At 71.3% G+C, this 22,935-nt stretch carries 15 protein-coding genes; 6 read left to right on the forward strand and 9 right to left on the reverse strand.

Features of this window, described 5'->3' with window-relative positions; translation table 11 throughout:
- Positions 1-31: 31 nt before the first annotated feature.
- The 7 genes from AC0NH5_RS00380 to AC0NH5_RS00410 all read right to left on the reverse strand — a co-directional run bounded on the left by AC0NH5_RS00380 (position 32) and on the right by AC0NH5_RS00410 (position 13,810).
- The gene (locus tag AC0NH5_RS00380; protein ID WP_474398484.1) at positions 32-8,449 is read right to left on the reverse strand and encodes a Calx-beta domain-containing protein; all 8,418 of its coding nucleotides are present in this window, start codon (positions 8,447-8,449) and stop codon (positions 32-34) included.
- Positions 8,450-8,665: 216 nt separating this feature from the next.
- Positions 8,666-9,283: a response regulator gene (locus tag AC0NH5_RS00385; protein WP_474398487.1), complete on the reverse strand. Its 618-nt coding sequence runs from the start codon at positions 9,281-9,283 to the stop codon at positions 8,666-8,668.
- Complete coding sequence (locus AC0NH5_RS00390; RefSeq protein WP_474398490.1) at positions 9,280-10,434, reverse strand: sensor histidine kinase; 1,155 nt, start codon at positions 10,432-10,434, stop codon at positions 9,280-9,282. Before AC0NH5_RS00390 ends, AC0NH5_RS00385 begins: the two co-directional genes overlap by 4 nt.
- Entirely contained in the window at positions 10,413-11,204 is a 792-nt protein-coding gene (locus AC0NH5_RS00395) for an ABC transporter permease (protein WP_474398492.1), read from the reverse strand. Before AC0NH5_RS00395 ends, AC0NH5_RS00390 begins: the two co-directional genes overlap by 22 nt.
- Complete coding sequence (locus AC0NH5_RS00400; protein ID WP_474398494.1) at positions 11,201-12,037, reverse strand: ABC transporter ATP-binding protein; 837 nt, start codon at positions 12,035-12,037, stop codon at positions 11,201-11,203. The genes AC0NH5_RS00395 and AC0NH5_RS00400 overlap by 4 nt, the downstream gene beginning before the upstream one ends.
- A gap of 85 nt (positions 12,038-12,122) precedes the next feature.
- Positions 12,123-12,884, reverse strand: coding sequence for an ABC transporter permease (locus tag AC0NH5_RS00405; protein ID WP_474398495.1), 762 nt, complete (start codon positions 12,882-12,884; stop codon positions 12,123-12,125).
- Positions 12,881-13,810, reverse strand: a complete 930-nt coding sequence (locus tag AC0NH5_RS00410) for an ABC transporter ATP-binding protein (protein ID WP_474398498.1) — start codon at positions 13,808-13,810, stop codon at positions 12,881-12,883. Before AC0NH5_RS00410 ends, AC0NH5_RS00405 begins: the two co-directional genes overlap by 4 nt.
- A 125-nt stretch (positions 13,811-13,935) precedes the next feature.
- Between AC0NH5_RS00410 and rnhA the strand changes: the two genes are divergently transcribed.
- A complete protein-coding gene (rnhA, locus tag AC0NH5_RS00415; RefSeq protein WP_474398501.1) occupies positions 13,936-14,397 on the forward strand; it encodes a ribonuclease HI in 462 nt (153 codons plus the stop codon).
- Positions 14,398-14,497: 100 nt separating this feature from the next.
- Here rnhA and AC0NH5_RS00420 read toward each other — a convergent pair whose 3' ends face one another.
- On the reverse strand, positions 14,498-15,184 hold the full coding sequence (locus tag AC0NH5_RS00420) for a hypothetical protein (protein WP_474398504.1): 687 nt from the start codon (positions 15,182-15,184) through the stop codon (positions 14,498-14,500).
- Positions 15,185-15,352: 168 nt separating this feature from the next.
- Here AC0NH5_RS00420 and AC0NH5_RS00425 point away from each other — a divergent pair, with 168 nt between their 5' ends.
- Together AC0NH5_RS00425 and AC0NH5_RS00430 are read left to right on the forward strand one after the other, a co-directional pair.
- On the forward strand, positions 15,353-16,594 hold the full coding sequence (locus AC0NH5_RS00425; protein WP_474398506.1) for an ABC transporter substrate-binding protein: 1,242 nt from the start codon (positions 15,353-15,355) through the stop codon (positions 16,592-16,594).
- 2 nt (positions 16,595-16,596) lie between these two features.
- Complete coding sequence (locus tag AC0NH5_RS00430; protein WP_474398509.1) at positions 16,597-17,547, forward strand: DNA polymerase domain-containing protein; 951 nt, start codon at positions 16,597-16,599, stop codon at positions 17,545-17,547.
- A gap of 33 nt (positions 17,548-17,580) precedes the next feature.
- Here AC0NH5_RS00430 and AC0NH5_RS00435 read toward each other — a convergent pair whose 3' ends face one another.
- The gene (locus AC0NH5_RS00435) at positions 17,581-18,102 is read right to left on the reverse strand and encodes a hypothetical protein (RefSeq protein ID WP_474398512.1); all 522 of its coding nucleotides are present in this window, start codon (positions 18,100-18,102) and stop codon (positions 17,581-17,583) included.
- Positions 18,103-18,226: 124 nt separating this feature from the next.
- On the opposite strand from AC0NH5_RS00435, the gene AC0NH5_RS00440 reads away from it, so the two are divergent.
- The 3 genes from AC0NH5_RS00440 (at position 18,227) to AC0NH5_RS00450 (ending at position 22,777) form a co-directional block, all read left to right on the forward strand.
- A complete protein-coding gene (locus AC0NH5_RS00440; RefSeq protein WP_474398515.1) occupies positions 18,227-19,327 on the forward strand; it encodes a sensor histidine kinase in 1,101 nt (366 codons plus the stop codon).
- Complete coding sequence (locus AC0NH5_RS00445) at positions 19,324-19,974, forward strand: response regulator (protein ID WP_474398516.1); 651 nt, start codon at positions 19,324-19,326, stop codon at positions 19,972-19,974. The genes AC0NH5_RS00440 and AC0NH5_RS00445 overlap by 4 nt, the downstream gene beginning before the upstream one ends.
- Before the next feature lie 79 nt (positions 19,975-20,053).
- Positions 20,054-22,777 (forward strand): putative bifunctional diguanylate cyclase/phosphodiesterase, encoded by a 2,724-nt coding sequence (locus AC0NH5_RS00450; RefSeq protein WP_474398519.1) that lies wholly within the window; start codon positions 20,054-20,056, stop codon positions 22,775-22,777.
- The last annotated feature ends 158 nt before the right edge of the window (positions 22,778-22,935 follow it).

A 22,935-nucleotide genomic window follows, 5' to 3' on the forward strand; every position in this document is an offset into this window, starting at 1 on the left:
CGAACGGACCGCCCTTCACTCAGCTGATCGACTACCGAACCCGGACCTGCCGGGTCGGCGAAACGCCGGCGAGGATGCCCAGCGATGGGGTAGCGCCGACCACCGCCCGGAACGAGTAGGTGCTGCCCGTCCGCAGTCCGCGCTGGACTGTGACGAAGGTGCCCTCGGAATCGAGGCGGCCGGTGGCGACGGTCTGCCAGTCACCGCTGACCTGCCGCTGCACGGTCACGGACTGGCCCTGCCGGTCCGGGTCACCGGCGACCTTCACAGTCGCCGTGCCACGGGCGTTGGAGGCGACCGCCAGGGCCGGCTCCTGCCGGACCTGGAGCAGGCGGACCGGTGAGGTCAGCCCGTCGGCACGGACCATGAGCCGGTAACCCATGGTGAAGTTCGGCCGGAACGTGAAGTCGCCGTTGTCGTCGGCCTCAGTGGTGTAGACGACCCGCCACGTGCCGCCGGACGTTCCGGGAGCGCTGAGCATCTCGACGGTGGCGCCGGCGCCCGCCGCCCCCGTGACGGCCAGCCGCGTGGTGCCGGTGACCGAGGACGGGACGTTCAGGGTAGGCGCCTTGGCCTTGTCGTCGTCCGCGACGGTGACCGTGCCCTTCGCCCGGGTGACGGCCACGTCGGCGGGTTGCGCCGTCCCCAGCTGCACGGTGAAGGCCTGCTCCGACTCGTTGCGGTTGTCCTTGAGCAGCGGCACCGAGATGGTCGTCGCGGTGACCGGCGGCGTGAACCGGACCGTGCCGCTCGACGCGGTGAAGTCCTTGCCCGCGTCGGCGGTACCGGCGATCGTGCGCCATGGCACCGCGATGGAGCGCTCGGTTCCGGTGGTGCCGCCGGCGAAGTTCAGAGAGACGGCCAGCTCGGCCGCTCCGGCGCTCTCCCGGGTGGCCTCGTCGCTGATCGAAACGGTCGGCGAGACGTCGAGCGGGTCGTCCGCGATCCGGTACTCCACCCGGGACCCGCCGAGGCCGAGCGGGATACTCTCCGCGTTCTCATCGACGGTGTCGTCGTTCAGACGGATGGTTCCGAGGTTGACCACACTGCCGCTCGGCGTCCCGGCGGGGAGCACGTTGTCCAAGCCGGTGAGGTCATAGTCGCCGGGCTCCGCGGAGTCGTCCGCCTCGTCCTGGGCCACAGCGGCGGTGCCGCCCAGATCGAGCTCGCGTTGCGCTGTTCCGGTGACGGTTCCGCGGACCTCGATGGTCTGCCCCTCCGCGGCGGTGACAGCCACCAGGTCGAGCGTGGGCCGGGGGTCGTCGTCGACGACGGTGACGGTGGCCGACTGCGCTGCGCCACTGGCGTCCCGCTCCCCGGCAGCGAGCGCGACGGTGATCCGGGCGTTCTCGTCCCCCTCGAAGACGGTGTCCTGCCGGACCGGGATCGTCACGATCGCGCTACGGCCGCCCTTCGGGATGCGCAAGGTGGTGGCGGGCGGGTCGTAGTCGTCCCCACCGAGCCCGCTGGCCGCGTCGGTGGCGGTGCCTTCGGTGGCCACCACGGTGAGGTCGACATCGTTGGTGGCCGCGGCGTCCAGGGTCACCCCGACGGTGGCCGGACCCGAACCCTCCCCGGCCGATGCGGTGCTCGCGACCGAGAACGACGGCACGACGACGCCGTCCCCGCCTCCGCCTTCCGCCGGGGGCAGTTGGTTCACATCGTTGTCGGTGATGCTCACCGTCCCCGCGGCGGTGCCGATGGTGGCGCCCGCCGGGCTCACCTGAGTGGCGACCACCTGGAAGGTCTCGGTCGATTCGACGGCCTGGTCGTTGACGATCGGGATCTCGATCGTTCCCCCGGATGCACCACCGGCGACGACGAGCGGACTGGCCGGCGACGGCGTGCCGATGTCGGCCGAGGAGGCGGTCTCGGGGTTCACCTGGTAGGTGACCGACACGGCCTGCTCGGTGGAGGTGGCGGCGTTGCCACCACCGAAGGCGAGGGTCACCGGGACGGAAGCCGAAGGCGAGTATTCACTGACCGAGGTCGAGCCGACCGACACCGTCGGGGGCAGGTCCGCCGGGTCATCGGTGACGCGGTAGGCGGAAGTGGCGTCGGCGGTGGTCGCGGAGTCGTTCCGGGCGGTGACCTTGATGGTCTCGATCGGCTCGTCGACCGTGTCCGGGTTCAGGGCGATCGTCCCGAACGGCACCGGTGTGCTCGCGGCCGTGCCGCCGGCGATCGCGCCGGACAGCGTGGCGGTGAAGTCGCCGCCCTCGGCCGCGTTCGCTCCGCCGCCGGCGTCGCCGGCAGCGGTGACCGTGTAGTTCATGGCGCGCTGGGCGAGACCGTCCGGCGTCGCGGTGACGTTCACCGTGGCACCCTCGGCGTCCTCGACCGTGTTCAAGGTGATCGCCGGGACCGGATCGGTGTCGTTGATGGTCAGCGTGCCGTCGACCGGGCCGCCGGCCGCGTGGTCCGCGTTGTCGCGGGTGACTCGGACGAGGGCGGTCTCCGGGCCCTCGTACGCGTTGTCGTTCAGCGTCGCCACCTGCACAGTCGCGGTCCGGGCATCCTTCAGGACCGTCATCGCGGCGGTCGGGGTACTGAAGTCGTCGCCGCCTTCGGCCATGTCGCCGCGGGTAGCGGTGCCGTCCACCACGGACACGGTCAGCGGGATGTCGGCTGCCGCCGGAGTGGCCAGCTCGACCGTGACAGTGGCTGTGCCGCCCTCGTTCACGGTCTCGGCCGAGACCGTGTAGGTGGGCTTGGCGTCGGTAGTGTCCGTGACAGTGACCGGCGCATCACCGACCGGTATGGTGGCACCCCCGGTGGGCGCGGACAGGGCGACGTCGAAGGCCTCGGTCACCTCGTGCACCTGGTCGTCGAAGAGCGTCACCGGAATGTTCTCGGCGACGTCGTTCGGCTCGAACGTCACCGTGCCGCTCGTGATGGCGGTGTAGTCGCCCGGCTCCTCCGCCGTGTCGTCCACCGTGTCCACGCGGGCGGTGATCGTCTTCTCCGTCGAGGTGGCGACGTTGCCGCTGAGACCGTGCCAGCTGAGGCCGACCGGCATGGCCGCAGCACCGGCCTCCTCGGCGACCGTCGGTGCCGCCCCGAAGACGATCTCCGGCGACTTGTTGTTCGCGGCGTCGGTGAGGGTGACCGTCGTGGTGACGGGATCCTGACCGGCCAGGGTGATCGAGACCTGCGCGGTCTGGTCGTCCTCGTCGATCGTGTCGGTGGCGAGCACCAGGTTGCCGAGGTTGAGAGTGCCGGCTCCGGGGCTGAGGTTGCCGCTCAGGGTCAGACCGGCGCCGTTGACGTCGGCGGGCTGCACCGGGTTGGTCAGGCCCTCCACCGCCGTGGTGCCCTGCACGCCGGTCACCGTCGCGGTGTAGGCGATCGGCGCCTGGGCGGTTCCCGTGACAGTGGCGCTGATCGCCGGGGTGGCGCCTTCGGCGCCGGTGATCGGGGACAGCGCGAGCGTCGGCGCGTCATCGTTGTCGGTGATCGTGACGTTGCTGGTCACCGGAGCGCCGGACGCGTCCGCTTCCCCGCCGGCCAGAGCGATCGTCACCGTCGCGACCTCAGCGGCCTCGTCGGCGGTGTCATTGAGCGTCGGAATGGTCACCGTCGCCTCATCAATGCCCTGCGTGACCGAGAAGGCGACCGGCGCGCTGTAGGTGCGGTCGCTGCTGTCCGTGGTCCCGTCCACCAACGTCGCCTCGAAGTTGACAGTGGCCACCGCCGGTGCAGCCAGTTCGACCTTGAACTCGATCGAACCGCCTTCCGTCACCTCCAGCGGCGTCACCGTCGCATCAGGCGTCACCGTGAAGGCGGGCGGCGTGTCATCGTTCGTGATCGTCACCGTGCTGGTACCACCGGTGATCGAGTGGGCCGCAGGCGCCGAGGTCACATCGACGGTGAAGGTCTCCGGCAACTCGTAGGCGCTGTCGTTGGTCAGCACCACCGGAATGTTCTTGAAAGCCTCCCCCGCACCGATGGTCACCGCATCGGAGCCCACCGCGAAGTCCCCAGCCGCGGCCGAACCACTGGCGACGGTGTCGTAGTCGACCGTGATCGCCTTCTCGGTCGACGTCGCGTCGTTGCTGTTGTGGGCGAAGTTCTTCGTGACCGCGACCTGCGCCGGACCCTGATCCTCGCGCACTGACACCGTCGGCGACACCGACAGCTGCGGCGGCAGATCGTCAGCGTGGTCCGCGATCGTCACCGTCGTCGTCACCGGCGCCTGACCGGCCAGGGTCATCGAGATCTGCGCAGTCTGGTCGTTCTCGTCGATCGTGTCGGTGGCGAGCACCAGGTTGCCCAGGTTGATGGTGCCCGCACCCGGCGTGAGGCTGCCGGTCAACGTCAGGCCGGTCCCGTCCACATCCGCGTCCTGCACCGGATTCGCCAGACCGCCGACCGCCGCCGTGCCGCCCACCCCGGTCACCGTCGCCGTCCACGGGACCGACGCCTGCGACGATCCGGCCACCGTCGCGCTCAACGCCTTGGTTTGACCCTCCGTGCCGGTGACCGGCGACAACGTGACAGCCGGCGCGTCATCGTTGTCGGTGATGGTGACGTTGCTGGTCACCGGTGCACCGGACGCGTCTGTCTCTCCGCCGGCCAGAGCGATCGTCACTGTGGCGACCTCAGCGGCCTCGTCAGCGGTGTCATTGAGCGTCGGAATGCTCACCGTCGCGTCAACGGCGCCCTGCGCGATGGAGAAGGCGACCGGCGCGCTGTAGGTGCGGTCGCTGCTGTCCGTGGTCCCGTCCGCCAACGTCGCCGTGAAGTTGACAGTGGCCACCGCGGGCGTAGGCAACTCCACCTTGAACTCGGCCGGAGCACCCTCCACCACCACCAACGGTGTCACCGTCGCATCCGGCGTCACCGTGAAGGCCGGCGCCGGATCATCGTTGGTGATCGTGACCACGCTGTTGTCGGCGCCGGTGTTGACGCTGTCCGCGCCGGTCGCGCCGGTGAGGTCCAGGTTGAACGTCTCGGGCAGCTCGTACGCGTCGTCGGTCGTCAGGTTCACCGAGATGTTCTTGTTGACCTCGGTGCCGGTGAAACTCACCGTCCCGGTTCCCACCGCGAAGTCGCCCGCACTCGCCGTCCCGCCGGCAGTCGCGCTGTAGGCAACATCAACCGACTTCTCGGTCTCCGTCGCCGTGTTCGACCCGTGGCCGTAGTTCAGCGTCACCCCTACCTGCGCCGGACCGGCATTTTCCGCCACCGACGCGGTCGGCGCGATCGACACCTCAGGGCCCAGGTCGCCCGCGGAGTCCGCGATGGTCACCGTCGTCGTCACCGGCGCCTGATCACCCAGGGTGATCGACACCCGGGCCTCCTGGTCGTCCTCGTCGATCGCGTCGTCCAGCAGCACCAGGTTGCCCAGGTTCAGCGTCGGCGCGCCGGGAGCGAGGCTGCCCGACAACGTCAAGCCCGTCCCGTTCACATCCGCCGCCTGCACCGGGTTCACCAGGCCCTGCGCCGCCGCGGTGCCGCCCACGCCGGTCACCGTCGCCGTCCACGGAACCGACGCCTGCGACGAGCCGACCACGGTGGCGGTCACCGCCTCGGTATCGCCTTCAGTGCCGGTGATCGGGGCGAGCGTGAGCGCCGGGGCGGCGTCGTTGTCCGTGATGCTGATCGTGCTGACCACCGGACCGCCGGAAGCGTTGTTCTCCCCGCCGGCGCGAGCGATCGTCAGCGTGGCCGTCTCGCCGGGCTCATCCGCTGTGTCGTTGACGGTCGTGATGCTGACTGTGGCGTCGTCGCTTCCCTGCTGGATCTGGAACGCGATCGGCGTGCTGTAGGTGGTGTCGCCGCCGGACGTCGACACGTTCGCCAGCGTCGCCGTGAAGTCGACGTCCTCCAGTGCCACCTCGTCCAACGTGACAGTGAACGTCGCGGTTCCGCCCTCGGCCACCGCGTGCGGCGTCACCGTCGCATCCGGGGTCACCTGGAAGCCCGGAGCCGGATCGTCGTTCGTGATCGTCACCGTGCTGGTGTCCGCGCCGGCGTCGATGCCACCCGCCTGCGGCGCCGACGTCACCTCGACCGTGAAGTCCTCGTCGAGCTCGTAGTCGCCATCGACCGTGACGTCCACCTCGGCGTTCTTGGTCAACGGATCGTTCGGAGCGAAGGTCACCGACCCCGTGCCGACCGTGAAGTCGTCAGCGGCAGCCGTCCCTGCCGAAGCTCCGTAGTTCACCACGATCGACTTGTCGCTCGATGTCGCGTCGGTGTCGTTGGGGTCATAGGTCAGGGTCACCGGCACCTGCGCGGGACCGCTGTCCTCCAGGACCGGCTCCGCCGGATCGATGGACACCTCCGGGCCCAGATCGCTCGCGTTGTCGGTGATGGTCACGTAGTCACTGACGGTCTCGCCGTTCATCGTGACCGCGATCTGGACGGTCTCGTCGTATTCGTCGACATCGTCGGGCAGGAGGTCGATCGATACCAGGTCGATTGTCGGGTCCCCGGGCGCCAACTCACCCGAAACGTCCAGGTTGGCGTCGTCGAAGTCCGCCGGCTCCGCCGCGTTGCTTCCGTTGTCCGACGCACCGATCGCGGCTGCGGTGAACTGCAACGGGTCCTCGGCCTCACCGTCGACCGTAGCGCTGAGTGGCACGGTCAACGGCGAGACGGCACCCTCGGCCTGATCGCCCAGGCCCAGCGAGATGGTGGGGACCGTGTCGTCGTTCTCGATCGTCAACGTCCCGCTCACCGGCCCGCCGGTCGCTCCACCGCCCTGACGCGTGGCAGTGATCGTGGCAGTCTCCTCCGCCTCGTAGACCTCGTCGCCCTTGACCGTGACGTCCACCTGGCCGGTGGTCGAACCGGCCGGGATGGTGAGGGTTGCGGCGGCCAGTTCGAAGTCATCGTCGCCAGGGTTGGCGCCGGGCCCTTCGGTGGTGCCTGCGTCGCTCACGGCGACATTCAGAACGATGTTCTGTGCACTCGGGTGATCGATGCTCGCGACGAACGTCGCGGTGGTGGTCCCCGAGTCCGTTTCCAGGCGGGGGACGTTCGACAACGACAGCAGAGCCGGCGCCGCGTCGTCCTCCGGAATGGTGAACTGGCCGGTCCCCGTGACCGCCACGGTGGCCTCGGCCGGCGCCAGGCCGATGGTGAAGGTCTCCCCGCCCGCCTCATAAGTCGTGTCGCCGCGCATCGCCACGGTGATCGTCTTGGTCGTCTCGCCCGGTGCGAAGGTGAGGGTCCCCGGAGCAACCGTGTCGAAGTCGGTGCCGGCCGTGGCGCTGTTGCCGGTGACCGTGTAGTTGACCTCGGTCGCCGTCTGCCGCGCCTTGTTCAGCGTGACGGTGAATGTCTGACTGGTCGTCCCGCCGGCCCCCTCGACGATCGTCGTGTCCGACGCCACGGAGACCGCGGTGTCGATGATGCCCACCGAGGTCGTGGACACACCGCCGCCGAGGGTGGCGTTGGCCGGGCCGGAGATCGTCAGGTCCACCGACTCCCCGGATTCCGCCAGGACGTCGGCGACCGTCGGCACCGTCACGTTCGTCGTGGTCTGGCCGGCGGGGATGGTGACCGTCTGCGGCGTGGTGACGGTGTAGTCGTCGGTCAGTGCCGCCGTGCCACCGCTCGCAAAGGTTGCGGTGACCGTCACGTCACGGTTGGAGGGCGCGTCGAGTTTGACCGGGAACGTGATGGTGTCGCCCTCGGCCACGTCGGCCGGCTCTTCCAGGTAAACCTGGGGCGGGCCGTCGTTGTCGGTGATTTCCACCGTCGTCGCGGCCGGCGATCCCGCAGTGGCGTTGACCGGGGAGCCGTTGGTGTTGACGGTGAAGTCCTCGGGGCTGATCTCGTCCCGCGTGTCGTTGGCGATCGGCACCGTGATGGTCCCGGTCGGGCTCTCCGCCGGGATCACGAGCGTGCCGGTGGTCGTGGTGTAGTCCTGACCGGCGGTGGCGGAGCCCGGCACGGTTCCGTACGGGATCCGTACTTCCTTGGCCGAGAAGTTCGACAGCGTCGCGGTGATGGTCGCGTTGCCGGCGTCCTCGGCGACGGTCATCGGGCTCGGGTCGAGGGTGTAGGTCGGTGCGTTGTCGTCGTCCAGCATCGCGCCGTAGGCGATCGGGGTGACCAGCGTGTCGTCCAGGTAGCGCAGGCGCAGCGCGAACCGCTCGTCGTACTCGTCGTTCGGGTCCGTGACGCCGTTGACCACGAGTCGTTTGATCACGGTTCGGGAGCTCGCGTTGAACGTCGTCTGGCCACTGATGGCGGTGTAGTCGGTGCCCGCGGTGGCGGCCTCGAAGCCGTCACCGGCCGCCGGGATGATGTCGTACTTGATGGTGACGGAGCCGGTCGACGGGCCGAGGCGCTGCACCTCGAAGGCGAACTCGCCGCCCTCCGCGCCCTCGAGGTCGGCCTCGATGATGATGTCGCCAGGGTCGGCGTAGGCGGGTGCCGGTAGCAGGGCGACCACCGGCATCAGACCGGCAGCGGCCGCGGCCACGACTGACACGAGGGCCCGGAATCTTGCCGGGGCCCACAGCCGTACCGGCACCTGATCTACAGCTCGACTGGGCATGGTCCTGTCTCCTTCGGCGGCCGGCCCATAGGGCGAGGGAACGGCGCAGGATCCCGAAAAGCAGTGATGAGCTGCGAAGACAGAGGGCGCGCCGGAGGTAATCTAACCGCCGCGAAAGTGGCTTATGACAGGAATTCGTGTTTCGAGCGTTTAAAGCAGCCCGTGGCGCATGGCGGTGGTGACGGCGGCTGTCCGGTCAGTGACGTCGAGCTTGTTGAAGATGCGGATGAGGTGCGTCTTCACGGTGGCCTCACTGATGAACAGCTGCTTGCCGATCTCGGCGTTCGTGGACCCCGCGGCGACCAGCCGCAGCACCTCGGTCTCGCGCGCCGACAGGGCCGGCGGGGACGGGCTGCGCACCTGCCGCACCAGGGTCGAGGCGACGCTCGGCGCCAGGACCGTCTCACCGCGAGAGGCTGCCCGCACCGCCTCCGCCAGCTCCGCCGGGGTCGCGTCCTTGAGCAGATAACCGGAGGCGCCGGCCTCGATCGCCCGCAGGATGTCGCGGTCCGACTCGTACGTGGTCAGCACCATCACCCGGATGCCGGCGGAGGCGGCCAGGATCTCGGCGGTCGCGGTGACGCCGTCGCCGCCGGGCATCCGCAGGTCCATCAGCACGATGTCCGGTCGCAGGGACAGCGCCTGGGTGACGCCGTCGGCGCCGGACGAGGCCTCGCCGATCACGGTCAGGTCGGGTTCGGCGTCGAGCATGCCGCGCAGGCCCATCCGCACCACCGGGTGGTCGTCGACCAGCAGGATGCGGATCATGCGGGAATCTCCAGTTCGAGGGTGGTCCCGGCGCCCGACGACACGGTCAGCGTCCCGCCGACCTGGGCGGCCCGGGTGCGCATTCCGGACAGCCCGAATCCACCGGTCGCCGCGGGGTCGAACCCGCGGCCGTCATCGCGCACCACCAGACGCACCGACTCCGGCGTATAGCCGAGGGCGACGTCGACCGAGGAGGCCCCGGCGTGCCGGCGTACGTTCGCCAGCGACTCCTGGGCCGCCCGCAGCAGCACCACCTCGACCCGGGTGGGCAGCTCGCGCGGCGAGCCGATCACCCGCACCGAGCACGACACTCCGGACTCCTCGGCGAAACGGGAGCCCTGGCGTCGTACCGCCTCGGGCAGGGAAGCCGAGGCCAACGCCGAGGGTGAGAGGGCCGCCACCAGGGCCCGTGATTCCGCGAGGTTCTCCCGGGCCGTCCGCACCGCGAGCGCCAGCCGCTCGTCGCGCAGCGCCGGGTCGGCCGCCTGGATCAGCGTGATGATGCTGGTGAAGCCCTGCGCCAGGGTGTCGTGGATCTCCCCGGCCAGCCGGTTCCGCTCGGCCGCCACCCCGGCCTCGTGCGACAGCCGTTCCTGTTCGGCGCGGGAGGCCGAGAGTTCGGCGATCAGCTCGGCCCGTTCCTGGCTCTGCTCCAGCGTCCGCATGATCCACAGGCCCATGCAGATGCCGGCTGTCGTCGAGATCGCCGCGATGACCAGGTCGATCCCGATTCCCTCCGGCTCCCGCCGGTATTCCAGCACCACCGGCAGCGCGTTGGTCACGATGATCAGGACGATGGCCGGCCGCAGCGGGATCATCTGGAAGATCAACGGGATGACCGCGAACATCAGCCAGGTGGTGTACGGCACGAAGTAGACCGCGGTGATGAAGAGCGCGACCTGCACGAGGACCACGACCAGGGCCGCCCGGTCCTCCGCGTCCCGCATGATCAGCGACCGGCCGACCAGCAGATGCAGCAGCGTCATCGCGGCCAGCGCCGAGAGCGCCAGCACGCGCGGCAGAACCGGGAAGCCCTCCACGACGACGACCGCGGCCGCGATGGCAGCCGTGATCACCGCGAAATAGACGTCCCACAACCAGGCCGCCGGCGTGGCCTCGCCGACGGTGCTCACCGGGACCGGTCGCTCCATCGGAAGGTCGCCAGGCACAGCACCAATCCGATCACACACCAGATGCCGAGCACCACGGCGACCGTGCCGAGGTTCCAGGCGCCGCCGATCTCCTGGGCCTTGGCCTCGTCGGGCAGGAACACATAGCGGAAGCCCTGCGCCATCCAGCGCACCGGGAAGAGCGAGGCGAAGTTCTCGAGCCAGTCCGGCAGCTGGCTCATCGGCTGGATGAAGACGCCGGAGACGAACTGCAGCGCCACCACCGGCACGTTCAGGATGGCGCCGGCGTTGCGGGCGTTGCGGACCAGCGCGCTGACCGCGACGCCGAGCAGCGAGCACGCGATCACCGAGAGCAGGAAGATCCAGGAGAACGTCAGCCAGTGCGCCGCGTCCGGCATCGGCACGTCGAAGACCACGGCGCCGACCAGCAGCAGGACGGCCGCTTCGGCCACGCTCAGCGCGAGGACCAGAAGAGCCTTCCCGATCAGGTACGCGGACGCGGGCATCGGTGTGCCGCGGAGTCGCTTGAGCGTCCCGTCCTCACGATCGAGCGCCAGCCCGGCCCCCATCGTGACGAACGCGGTGTTCAGGATGCCGTACGCGATCATGCTGGCGGTGAACACCCGGCTGGCGCTGACACCCTGGGCGTTGTACTCGTCGCCGAAGATGGTGCCGAACAGCAGCAGAAGCATCGCCGGGAAGGCGAACGTGAAGACCACCGCGGTCCGGTCCCGCAGGAACTGCAGCAGTTCCACGTGACCGCGGCTCAGGCTCATGGCGGGCGTGCTCATCGGGCTGCTCCGATCAGGGTGAGGTACGTGTCCTCGAGGGTGGGCCGGGTGACGGTCAGCGTGGTCAGGTCCACCCCGCTGTCGAGCAGGCGCCGGATCAGCGCGGTCGGGTCGGTGTGGTGTTCGGTGTGCGCCACCCCGTTCTCCCGCCACGAGACGACCGCCTCGGCGGCGGAGCGGCCGCCCAGCGTCGCCGGGGTGCCTTCGGCGACCACCCGGCCGCCGGCCAGCACCGCGAGCCGGTCGGCGAGGGCTTCGGCCTCGTCCAGGTAATGGGTGGTCAGCACGATGGTGGTGCCGTCGCCGGCCAGGGTGCGGATCAGCTCCCAGAACTGGCGGCGCGCCTCCGGGTCGAAGCCGGTGGTCGGCTCGTCGAGGAAGAGCAGCTCGGGCCGGCCGACGATGCCGAGGGCCACGTCGACGCGGCGGCGCTGGCCGCCGGAGAGCGTACGGATCTTGCTGTTCCGCTTGGCGGTGAGCCCGACCAGGTCGATCACCTCGTCCGGCCGGCGCGCCGACGGATAGAAGCCGGCCAGGTGGCGGACCATCTCGTGGACGGTCAGGTCGGCGGCGTCGTCGGCGTCCTGCAGCACGATGCCGATCCGGGTCCGCCACGCCGAACCGGCGCGTTCCGGATCCTCTCCCAGCACCCGCACGTCACCGCCGGTGCGGCGCCGGTGCCCCTCCAGGATCTCCACCGTGGTGGTCTTGCCCGCGCCGTTCGGGCCGAGCAGGGCGAAGATCTCGCCGCGGGCGACCACGAGGTCGATGCCCGCGACCGCGTCCCGGCCGCGATAGGTCTTCCGGAGTCCGGTTACCTCGATGGCTTCCATGACATCGATCGTGCCCGTTCGCCCCGCCCGGCCGGGACGACCGCGCGGCTGTCACCGGTTGTCCACCGATCGATGGACAGCAACCTCACTCCCAGCGGAAACTGCGGGCGGCCGCGGTCAGCCACACCACGGCCCACAGGCTCAGGCTCAGCCAGATCGGGACCGGCACCGCGGCGCCGTGCATCAGCGTCTCCCGCAGCGCGTGCGCGTGCGCGGCCAGCGGCAACAGGAACCAGCCGAGCGTGCCGAGGTCGGGTGCGGCGAACATGATCCCGCCGACGGAGAGCATCACCACGTAGATCAGGGTGGCCGCGCCGGTGGTCGTCTCCGGTTTCAGCACGCTGGCCAGCAGCAGGGCCAGGCCGCTGTAACCGGCGACGGCCAGCACGGTGACCGCGGCGGCGGGCAGCAGCGCACCGGCTTCCGGGCGCCAGCCGACCGCGAGGCCGACCAGCGCCAGCGCCGACACCTGCAGCACGATCTGCACCAGCACCGAGGCGGTCTTGGCGAGCAGCAGGCCGGGCCGGGTGAGCGGGGAGGCGCCGAGGCGCTTGAGGACGCCGTAGCTGCGCTCGTAGCCGGTGGTGATCGCCTGGCCGGTGAAGGCCGTGGACATCACCGTCAGCGCCAGCACGCCGGGCACCACGAAACCGAGCCGGTCGTCGGTGGGCAGGTTGGTGACCTCGAACAGCCCGGCGCCGAGCAGAACCAGCAGCGGTACGCCCATGGCGAGCACCACGGCCTCGCCCCGGCGGGCGGTCAGCAGCAGCTCCATCCGCAGCTGCCGGCCGATGATCGTGCGCATCGGGGCCCGGCCGGGTGCCGGGGTGAAGGTTCCGGCGCTCACTTGGCGGCTCCAACCGGGTTCGGCGTGGTCAGGGAGAGGTAGACGTCCTCGAGCGTGCGCCGGCGACTGCTCACCGCGGTGACCTGCGCGTCGACGCCGGCGAACCAGGCCAGCACCTCGGCCAGGCCGGCGGTGTCGAGGGCGCCGGCAATCGCGTACTCCCCCGGGGAGGTCTCGGTGACGGTGCGGCCGGCCCGCAGCGTGGTCAGGTCGAGGCCCGGATCGGCGCGCACCTCGAGGAGGTCGATGCCGGCCGCCGCGGTCAGCTCGGCCGGGGTGCCGGTGACCGCCACCCGGCCGTTCCGCATGATCACCACGTCGTCGGCGAGCCGCTCCGCCTCGTCCAGCAGGTGCGTGGTGAGCAGCACGGAGACGCCGTCGGCACGCAGCTCCTCGATCAGCTGCCAGGTGGTGTGCCGGGCCTCGGTGTCCATGCCGGCGGTCGGCTCGTCGAGGAAGACCAGCTCGGGACGGCCGACCAGGGCCACCGCGAGGCTGAGCCGCTGCTGCTCGCCGCCGGAGAGCCGGCGGAACCGGGTGCGCTCGACCTTGCGCAGGCCGAGGCGGTCCAGCAGCATGTCGGGGTTTATCGGATTAGCAGCAAATGATGCGAAAAGCCGCAGAATCTCGCCGGCGGCGGCCCACGGATAGACGCCGCCGGACTGCAGCATGATCCCGAGCCGGGGCATCAGCTCGTCGTGCTGCCCGACCGGGTCGAGCCCGAGGACCCGCGCCGTGCCGGCGTCCGGCCGCCGGAAGCCCTCGCACACCTGGAGCAGGCTGGTCTTGCCGGCGCCGTTGTGGCCGAGCAGGGCGAGCACCCGGCCACGTGGCACGCACAGCGACACGCCGTCCACCGCTGTCGTGTCGCCCCAGCGCACGACCACGTCCCGCACCTCGACCGCGGCTGCGTCGCCACCCACCATGAAACCCGCCCATCACGTCCAACACGGATCCGCTCGCCCACGGCCACCTTACGGCGGCGGCCGCCCCGCCATGCCACGGCGGTGCACGGCGATGCGGTGGCTCACCCGGCGGTAGGGTGCCCGCCATGAGCGACCGGACCCGCGTGGTGGAGATCTACACCGACGGGGCGTGCGTGCCCAACCCCGGCCCCGGCGGGTGGGGCGCCGTCCTGCGTTACGGCGCCTCGGAGAAGGACCTCTGCGGCGGTGAGGCCACCTCGACCACCAACAACCGGATGGAGCTGATGGCCCCGATCCGCGCCCTGGAGACGCTGAACCGGGCACCGCTGGTGGTCGACGTCTACACCGACAGCGTCTATGTCCGGGACGGCATCACCAAGTGGCTGCCGCGCTGGCGGGCCAACGGCTGGCAGACCTCGGCGAGACAGCCGGTCAAGAACGTCGACCTGTGGCAGCGGCTGGACGCGGCGGTGCAGCGGCACGAGGTGCGCTGGCACTGGGTGAAGGGCCACGCCGGCCACCCGGAGAACGAGCGCGCCGACCGCCTCGCCGCCCGGGGGCTGCGCGAGGCGCTCGGCGAGGTCTGACGCCGCCCGCAGGCTGCGTGAGGCGCTCGGCGGGTCCTGACGCTTTCGCCCGGCTCCGGCTCAGCGCGGCGCGATCCCGCCCGCGCGGGACCGCGGTGCGTCAGCTCGTGCCCCGAGGGCGGGGCACCGGTGGGTCGTACGGCACGGTGGGCTCGCCCGTCTCCTGCGGCTCCCGGACCTTGGCGCGCGCCACCCGATCCGGCGGCAGGCGATAGGTCGCGGCCCGGACCAGTTCGTCCGGCACCAGATGCCGCCCGCGCCGCTCCTCCGGGGCGGGCTGCGGCTCGGGGTCGCTCGCCGGCCTCGGATCGGGCAGCGCGGTGTAGGTGACCCCGCCGGGCGCGGCCGGCGGCGGCAGGCCGGGCCCGGTATGCGGCGCCGGCGCCGGAAAACCGAGCTGCTGCGGCACCGGCCGGGTGGGCGTCTCCTCCTGGACCTCCGCCGGCACGGCTTCAGCCGGCAACGCCGCAGCCGGCACTGCTTCAGCCGGCACGGCCTTCGACGGCCCGGTGCCGGCCGAGGCAGACGGCACCGGCACGGTGGGTTCTTCCTTCGGGGGTACGGCCGCCGCGCCGTGCACCGAGCCGCGCCCACGCCTGCGCCCGGCCGCCCGCGCGGCCATGCTGAAAACGGTGCGGGTCGCCGAGTCGTAGCCCTCCTGATAGGCCTGTTCCCGTTCCGGGCCGTGCTGGCGTCGCTGGTGCAGCCGGCCGGCGGTGTAGCCCACGCAGGCCAAGAACGCGGCGAGGAGGACGATGAGGATCACGATGTCACCCGGGGCGCTCATACCCGGAATTCTTGCTAATCTGATAGACCGCTAGCTATACCCCGTTTGACGTACCACGATCGAATTAGCCCGTCGGCTCATCAGGCGGACGCTCGTGATCGAGGTCACCGGTCGCCGCCGGATAAGCAATGAGTTGACACCTTTGCCCGCAGAGCGCACGGTAAATCCATGCGCTTTCCACGACGGGTCGCGGCCGTCGTCGGCGTCGTCACCCTGCTCCTGGCAACGGCCGCCTGCGGCCCGGGTGACGAGGAATCCGGCGTCAGCCGGGTCGAGGTCTTCACCTGGTGGTCGGCGGGCGGCGAGAAGGCCGGACTGGACGCGCTGGTCGGCCTGTTCGCCACCGGCTGCCCCGGGCAGCAGTTCGAGAACGCGGTGGTCGCGGGCGGCGCCGGGGTCAACGCGAAGCAGGCGCTGGCCACCCGGATCCAGCGCAACGACCCGCCGGACACGTTCCAGGCGCACGCCGGGGCCGAACTCGACGACTACATCGCGGCCGGCCGGGTGCAGGACCTGACCGCCGACTACGAGGCGTGGGGCCTGCGCCGGGCGCTGCCGGCCGGCCTGGTCGACGACCTGACGGTGGACGGCAGGATCTATTCGGTGCCGGTGAACGTGCACCGCGCCAACGTGCTGTGGGCGAACCCCCGGGTGCTCGCCGGCGCCGGTGTCACCGAGCCGCCCCGCACCCTCGACGACCTCCTGCGGGTGCTGGACGTGGTGCGCGCGTCGGGGATCGAGGCGCCGCTCGCCCTGGGGCGGGATTGGACGCAGCTCATGCTGCTGGAGGCGGTCCTGATCAGCCGGCTCGGCGCGGCCCGCTTCGCCGGGCTGTTCACCGGGACGACCGACTGGGGCGGTGGCCAGGTGCGGGCGGCGCTGGACGACTACGCGGACCTGCTGTCGTTCAGCAACGCCGACCGGGACTCGCGGGACTGGCCGGAGGCGGAACGCCTGCTGATCGACGGTGACGCGGCCTATCAGCTGATGGGCGACTGGGCGGCGACCGCGGGCCTGGAACACTTCCCGTTCCCCGGCACCGAGGGTGTCTTCCAGTGGCTCGCCGATTCGTTCGTGCTGCCCACCGGCGCGGCCAACCCGGACGGCACCCGGTGCTGGCTGCGGACCGTGGCCTCGGTGGACGGCCAGCGGGCGTTCAACGTCGCGAAAGGCTCGATCCCGGCGCGGACCGACGTGGCCGGCGCCGGCTTCTCGGCGTACCAGCTGGCCGCCATGCGGGACTGGAGATCGGACACTCCGGTGCCGTCCTGTGCGCACGGCTCCGCCTGCCCGCAGGATTGGCAGAACGCGGTGAACGCCGCGCTCGGCGAGTTCTCCGTCGCCGGGAACGACACCGCCGTCCTGCAGCAGGCGCTCGCCTCCGCAGCGGCCCAATTCGTCAAGGGGTGATCATGGCCGACGAACGTGACGGCGTGCCGCTGACCAATCTGGATCAGGAGCTGTTCCCCGGCGCCGGTGCCACGAAGCGGGACCTGGTCGACTATCTGGACGCGATGGCCGGCCGCCTGGTGCCGGTGTTGCGGGACCGGCCGCTCTCGGTGATCCGGGTGCTCCGCGGCCAGGACCAGTTCATGCAGAAGAACCTGCCGAAGTACACACCGGACTGGGTGCCCCGGACCACGGTCTGGGCGGACGCGTCGCACCGCGAGGTGACGTACGCGATGGGCAACGACCGCCGCACGCTGATCTGGTTCGGCAACCAGCGGGCGGTCGAGTTCCACCCGGCGCTGATGCTCGCCGGCTCGCACCACCCGACCCACCTGATCATGGACCTGGACCCGCCGGAGGGCGGCGGCTTCGCGCTCGCGGTGCAGGGCGCCCGGCTGGTCAGGCAGGTCCTCGAGGAAGTGGGCATGCCCGGCGCGGTGAAGACCAGCGGCTCCAAGGGCGTGCACGTCTACGTGCCGCTGGCCGCGGACGCGGCCCCCGACGACGTGGCCGCCGCCCAGCGCGCCGTCGCGGCCCGGGCCGAGCGGATCGACCCGGCACTCGCCACCACCGCGTTCATCAAGGAGGACCGGCACGGCAAGGTGTTCCTGGACGCGACCCGGGCCGGCGGGGCGACGGTGGCCGCGGCGTACTCACCGCGGATCCGGCCCGGGGTGCCGGTCTCGTTCCCGGTGGCCTGGGACGACCTCGACGACGTGGCCCCGTCGGACTTCACCGTCCGGACCGCGGTGGGGCTGCTGGGTGACCGGGACCCGTGGGCGGAGGCGCTGCCCGAACCGGTGGCGCTGGACAAGGGGCTGATCGAGGAGGGGCACACCATTCCGGTGGCCCGGGTACAGGCCATGCACGAGGGCAAGCGGCGGGCCCGCGCCCGCCGCGCCGCGGAGAGCTGAGGGGAGCGGGCGGCCTTGGAAACCGGCCGGCTCTCAGGCGACCAGGGCGCTCCAGAACGGGACGGTGGGGCGGGACCCGTGCGCGGCCGGCTCACCGATCGCGAACTCCCGGTTCAGCCAGTCGGCCAGGTCGGCGCCGTACAGCACCACGTCGGTCTGATAGATCGAGAGCACCGGGTGACCGGGAATCTTCGCGGGCAGGTAACGGTGCGCGTACAGCGGGATCATCCGGGGAGCGATCATCAGGCCGGCGCGGGCGGTGGCCAGCCGGTCGCCGAAGGCGGGGCCCCAGCCCTCGTACCAGAAATCGTTCTCGGCGACGTCGAACAGCACACCCTCGACCGGCGCGAGCAGCGCGGCCCGCAGCACGGAGCGGTCGGATGACCGCCAGTCCGGCCAGCCGACGCCGGTGGGCAGGCCCGCGGCGAGGAACTCACGGTGGTCGGGGGCGAACGTGAAGGCGAACTCGGCCTCGATCCGGGAGAGTTCCGACTCGGTCAACCCGGGCGCGAGCGTGAAGCGGCCGGAAGCGGCGAGCAGTTCCGCGGCGGTCACTCGGATACCTTATCGGGCATGCGGGCGTACACCAGATGGTGTAGCTCGTACGCGGGAGGAGTCGATGAGGGTGTCCGCCCCGGGACGACGCGACAGTCCGCCCGGCGAACCTAGCGTCACCGGCATGACGAAGAACTTCACCGCGGTGACAGCCGCGCTGACCCTCGCCGGCGTGCTGGCCGGCCTCACCCTGACCGGCGGCACCGTCGAGGCGGTGCTGACCTGGAGCCTGGCGGTCGCGCTCGCCGGGATGGTTCTCGCCGCGCGCCGGTGGCCCCTGGCCGTCCTGATCACCATGCTGCTGACCGTCGCCGCGTGGCGCTCCGCCCATCTGATCGAGTCCGGCTGGGTGTGGCCGGCGACCGCGGCGTTCGTGGCCGTGGCGCTGTCCGGCCGGGCGCGCGCCGCCACGGTCGCCGGGGTGCTGGCCCTCGTCTACGGGGCGGTCTGGGACTGGACGGTCGACATGCAGTCCGCCGACTACGTGTTCGGTCGCATCGGCGGGGAGGCACTGTGGCTCGGAGCCGTGCTGGCCGGTGCTCAGGCGTACCGCAACAATCGGCGCTGGCGTGCCGAGGTCGCGCACCGGATGGCTCAGGACGAGCAGCAGCGGGAGATCGATGCCCGCCGCAGGCGGGCCGAGGAGCGGGTGGAGATCGCCCGCGACCTGCACGACGTGGTCTCGCACACGCTGGCCGTGGTCGGTGTCCACCTGAACGTGGCGATGGACTCCTTCGAGGCCGAGCCGCAGGAGGCGCGGGAGTCGCTGAAGCTCGCCCAAGAGGTGCGCACCAAGGCGATGACCGACCTGAAGGCGCTGGTCGGTGTGCTGCGCGAGGGCGAGGTGCCGGCGCTGGAAAGTTTGCACGGGCTGATCGGCCAGGTCCGCGAGGCCGGGATCGCGGTCTCCCTCAACGAGTTCGGCGACCCGGTCGAGGTGCCCGCACCGGTGGCCACCGCGGTCTACCGGGTGGTGCAGGAGTCGCTGACCAACACGGTCCGGCACGCCGGTGCCAGCCGGGCGATGGTGACGCTGCGGTACAACCGGGACAGTGTGCTGGTCGACGTGCGGGACGACGGTCGCGCCGGGCACGAGGTCGTCGACGGTCACGGCATCGCCGGCATGCGGGAACGGGTGGCGGCGCTGGGCGGCGCGCTGACCGCCGGGCCCGGCAAGGCGGGTTTCGTGGTCCGCGCCAGCATCCCGGTGGTGGCGGACCGGTGACCGTCACCGTCCTGCTCGCCGACGACCAGCACCTGGTCCGCGCCGGCTTCCGCAGCCTGCTCCGGCGCGGCCGGGACATCGAGGTGGTCGGCGAGGCGTGCACCGGCGACGAGGCGGTGCGGGCGGCCCGGACACTGCGGCCCGACGTGATCCTGATGGACATCCGGATGCCGGGCATGGACGGCATCGAGGCGACCAGGCGCATCGCCGGCTCCGGGCCGAGAATCATCATCCTGACCACGTTCGAGACCGACGAGTACGTCTTCTCCGCCCTCGCCGCCGGCGCCAGCGGTTTCCTCACCAAGGAGATCGACCCGGAAGGCCTGCGCACCGCCGTCCGGGTGGTGGCCGCCGGGGACGCGCTGCTCTCCCCCAGCGTCACCCGGCGGGTGGTAGGCGAGTTCGCGCACCGCCCGGTCCCGGCCGCCGCCACGCCGGGCCGGGACCGGCTGGCCGTGCTCACCGACCGCGAACGCGAGGTGGTGCGGCTGGTAGCGACCGGCCTCGCCAACGACGAGATCGCCCGCGAGCTGGTGATCAGCCCGTTGACCGCGAAGACCCACGTGACCCGGGCGATCGCCAAACTGGGCGTCCGGGATCGTGTGCAGCTGGTCATCGTGGCGTACGAGGACGGCCTGGTCGGCTGAGAAACTCTCAGGACTGCCGCACGCATCCCGATGACCCCGGTGACCACCCGTCCGAGGTGGGAAACCGGAGGCGCGTCGGATGCCACACCGCAAGGCAGCCCCGGACCCGGCAGCGGAACGCCGCTGGGTCCGTCTCTGCGCCGTCGTGGGCGTGCTCCTCACCGTGCTCGCCGCCCTGATCGCCACCGGGGCCGGCGGCCCTGGCACCGGCCGGGCGCTCGGCCTCGGCGCCCTGACGGCCGGTGCGGTCGCCGGTGCGGCCGCCTGCCTGTGGCGGGCGCACGGGTTCACCGGCCGGTCCCGCCGGGGCTGGTCGCTCATCGGCGCCGGAACGCTGAGCTGGGGCCTCGGCCACGTCTCCGTGCTGGCAAGTGCCGGCCCGCCGGCCGCCGCACCGCGTCTGGGCATGCTCGGCATCGTCCTGTTCGCGGCCGGACTGCTGACCCTGCCTAGCCGCCACCAGCCGCTGGTCAACCGGATCCGCAGCGTCCTGGACGGTCTGCTGATCGCCGCGTCGCTGGCGCTGATCGCCTGGGTCTTCGCGATCGGCCCGCTCGCCGGGCGGGTCACGGTGGGCGCGGACTTCTACGTCACCCTCCTCTTCCCGCTCGGCGGCGTCGTGCTCGCCACCATGGCCGTCTACATGCTGCCCCAGCAGCGGCTGCGCCACGGCTGCGGCGCGCACATGGCGTTCATCGCCGCCGCCATGATCGCTTTCGTGATCTCGGACGCGGGTCACGCGTACCTCCGGGTGGTCCCGGACGACGGCGCCGGCGGCCCGCTCACCCTCGGCTGGATTGCCGGCCTCGCGCTGATCGTGGTCGCCGCGTCCGGTCCGCGGGAGCGCCCCGGACCGCTGCTCCCGCTCTCGGCCGGCGTCAACCAGGGCGCCGTGATGCTGCCCTACGTCGCGGTGCTCGCGGCGCTCGGCTCCTCGGTGCTGTTCCACGTGCAGAGCGGCGGCAGCCACCCGTTCGTCGCGTTCACCCGCTCGCTGCTGATCCTGCTCATCGTCGGCCGGCAACTTCTCACCCAGCTGGAGAACCAGGGCCTCACTCGCACGCTGGAGCACCGCGTCGCCGACCGCACCGCCGAGCTGTACGCCCGGGAGCAGCAGTTCCACGCCCTCGTCCAGCACAGTTCCGACGTGGTGACCGTGGTCAGCCCGGAGGCCGACGTGCTCTACCAGAGCGAGTCGGTGCAGCAGGTGTTCGGCTTCCCGGCCCGCTTCCTCACCGGGCGCCGGCTGACCCAGCACCTGGACCCCTCGTCGGCACACCGGCTGGCGCAGGCGCTGCGCCAGGTCGCCGGCCGGCCGTACGCGACCACCGTCCTCGAACTGGCCGTCCCGCACCGCGACGGCAGCGTCCGCCAGGCGGAGATGACCATCACGAACCTGCTCGACGACCGGCACGTCAACGGCCTGGTGCTGAACACCCGGGACATCAGCGAGCGGATGGAGCTGCAGGAACAGCTCGTGCACGAGGCGTACCACGACTCGCTCACCCAGCTCGCCAACCGCGCGCTCTTCCGCGACCGGGCCGCCGCCGCGGTGCAGCGGGGCGTCGAGGCCACCGTCCTGCACCTCGACCTGGACGGCTTCAAACGGGTCAACGACAGCCTCGGTCACCTGGCCGGCGACCAGCTGCTGGTGCAGGTCGCCGACCGGATCCGCGCCTGCGTCCGGGAGGGCGACCTGGTCGCCCGCTTCGGCGCCGACGAGTTCGGCCTGCTCCTGCTCGAACACCCGGAACGCGCCGAGGAGGTGGCCCGGCGCATCCTCGCCGACCTGGACACGCCGGTGCGGCTCGGCGCCCGGCACATCCATGTGCGGGCCAGCATCGGCCTGGCCGGCGTGCACTCGCTCGACGAGGGCCTGCCCGCCGACGTGGCCGGCGGCGACAGCCCCGGCGAACGCGCGGAGCAGCTGATGCGCAACGCCGACCTGGCCATGCACCACGCCAAGGCGGCCGGCGGCGGCGTCTTCGCCGCGTACCGGTCACACATGCGCGACGGCCTCATCGAACGCCTCGAACTCGAGTCCGACCTGCGCACCGCCCTGGAACAGGGCGACCTGCAGCTGCACTACCAGCCCACCGTCGACCTCACCACCCAGGAGGTCGTCGGCTTCGAAGCGCTGGCCCGCTGGCCGCACCCGCAACGCGGGATGATCAACCCGCTTGACTTCATCCCGATCGCCGAGGCGACCGGCCTGATCGTCCCGCTCGGCCGCTGGGTGCTGCACGAGGCCTGCAGCCAGGCAGTCGCCTGGTCGGCGGCCGCCGGTGGCCGACCCCTCAAGATGAACGTCAACGTCTCCGTCCGCCAGTTCGACCAGCCCGACTTCGCCGAAACCGTGGCCGAGGTGCTCGCCGAGACCGGCATGCCCGCCGGCCGGCTCTGCCTGGAGATGACCGAGAGCGTGCTGATAACCGACACCGAGGCCAACCTGGAGCAGCTGGTCCGCCTCAAGGCCCTCGGCGTCATGCTCGCCATCGACGACTTCGGCACCGGGTATTCGTCGCTCGCCTATCTGCGCCGCTTCCCCGTCGACACCCTCAAGATCGACCGATCGTTCGTGGAACGGCTGGGCGTCCTCGCCGACGACACCGCCCTCGCGGACACCATCGTCCGCCTCGGCAAGAGCCTCGGCATGGCGACGGTCGCCGAGGGCATCGAGGAGTTCGGGCAGCTCGCCGCGCTGCGCGAGATGGGGTGCGGGTTCGCCCAGGGCTACTACTTCTCCCGCCCGGTCCCCGCCGGCCAGGCGGAGCGGCTCTTCCTCGAAGGCGCCACCGTCTGACATCACTTCTCCCTGGCCGATCTGAGCGCGCCCCGCACCCTTCTTTTTCTTGTACGCACGACGCAGAGTCCCGCCCGTTCCCCGCGACCCGGTCGCTGGTCGCGGCTCTGCCGCGACCGCCGGGCTGACCTGCCGGGTCAAGGCCGGCCAGTCCCGCC

Source organism: Actinoplanes sp. 13 (assembly GCF_056134165.1).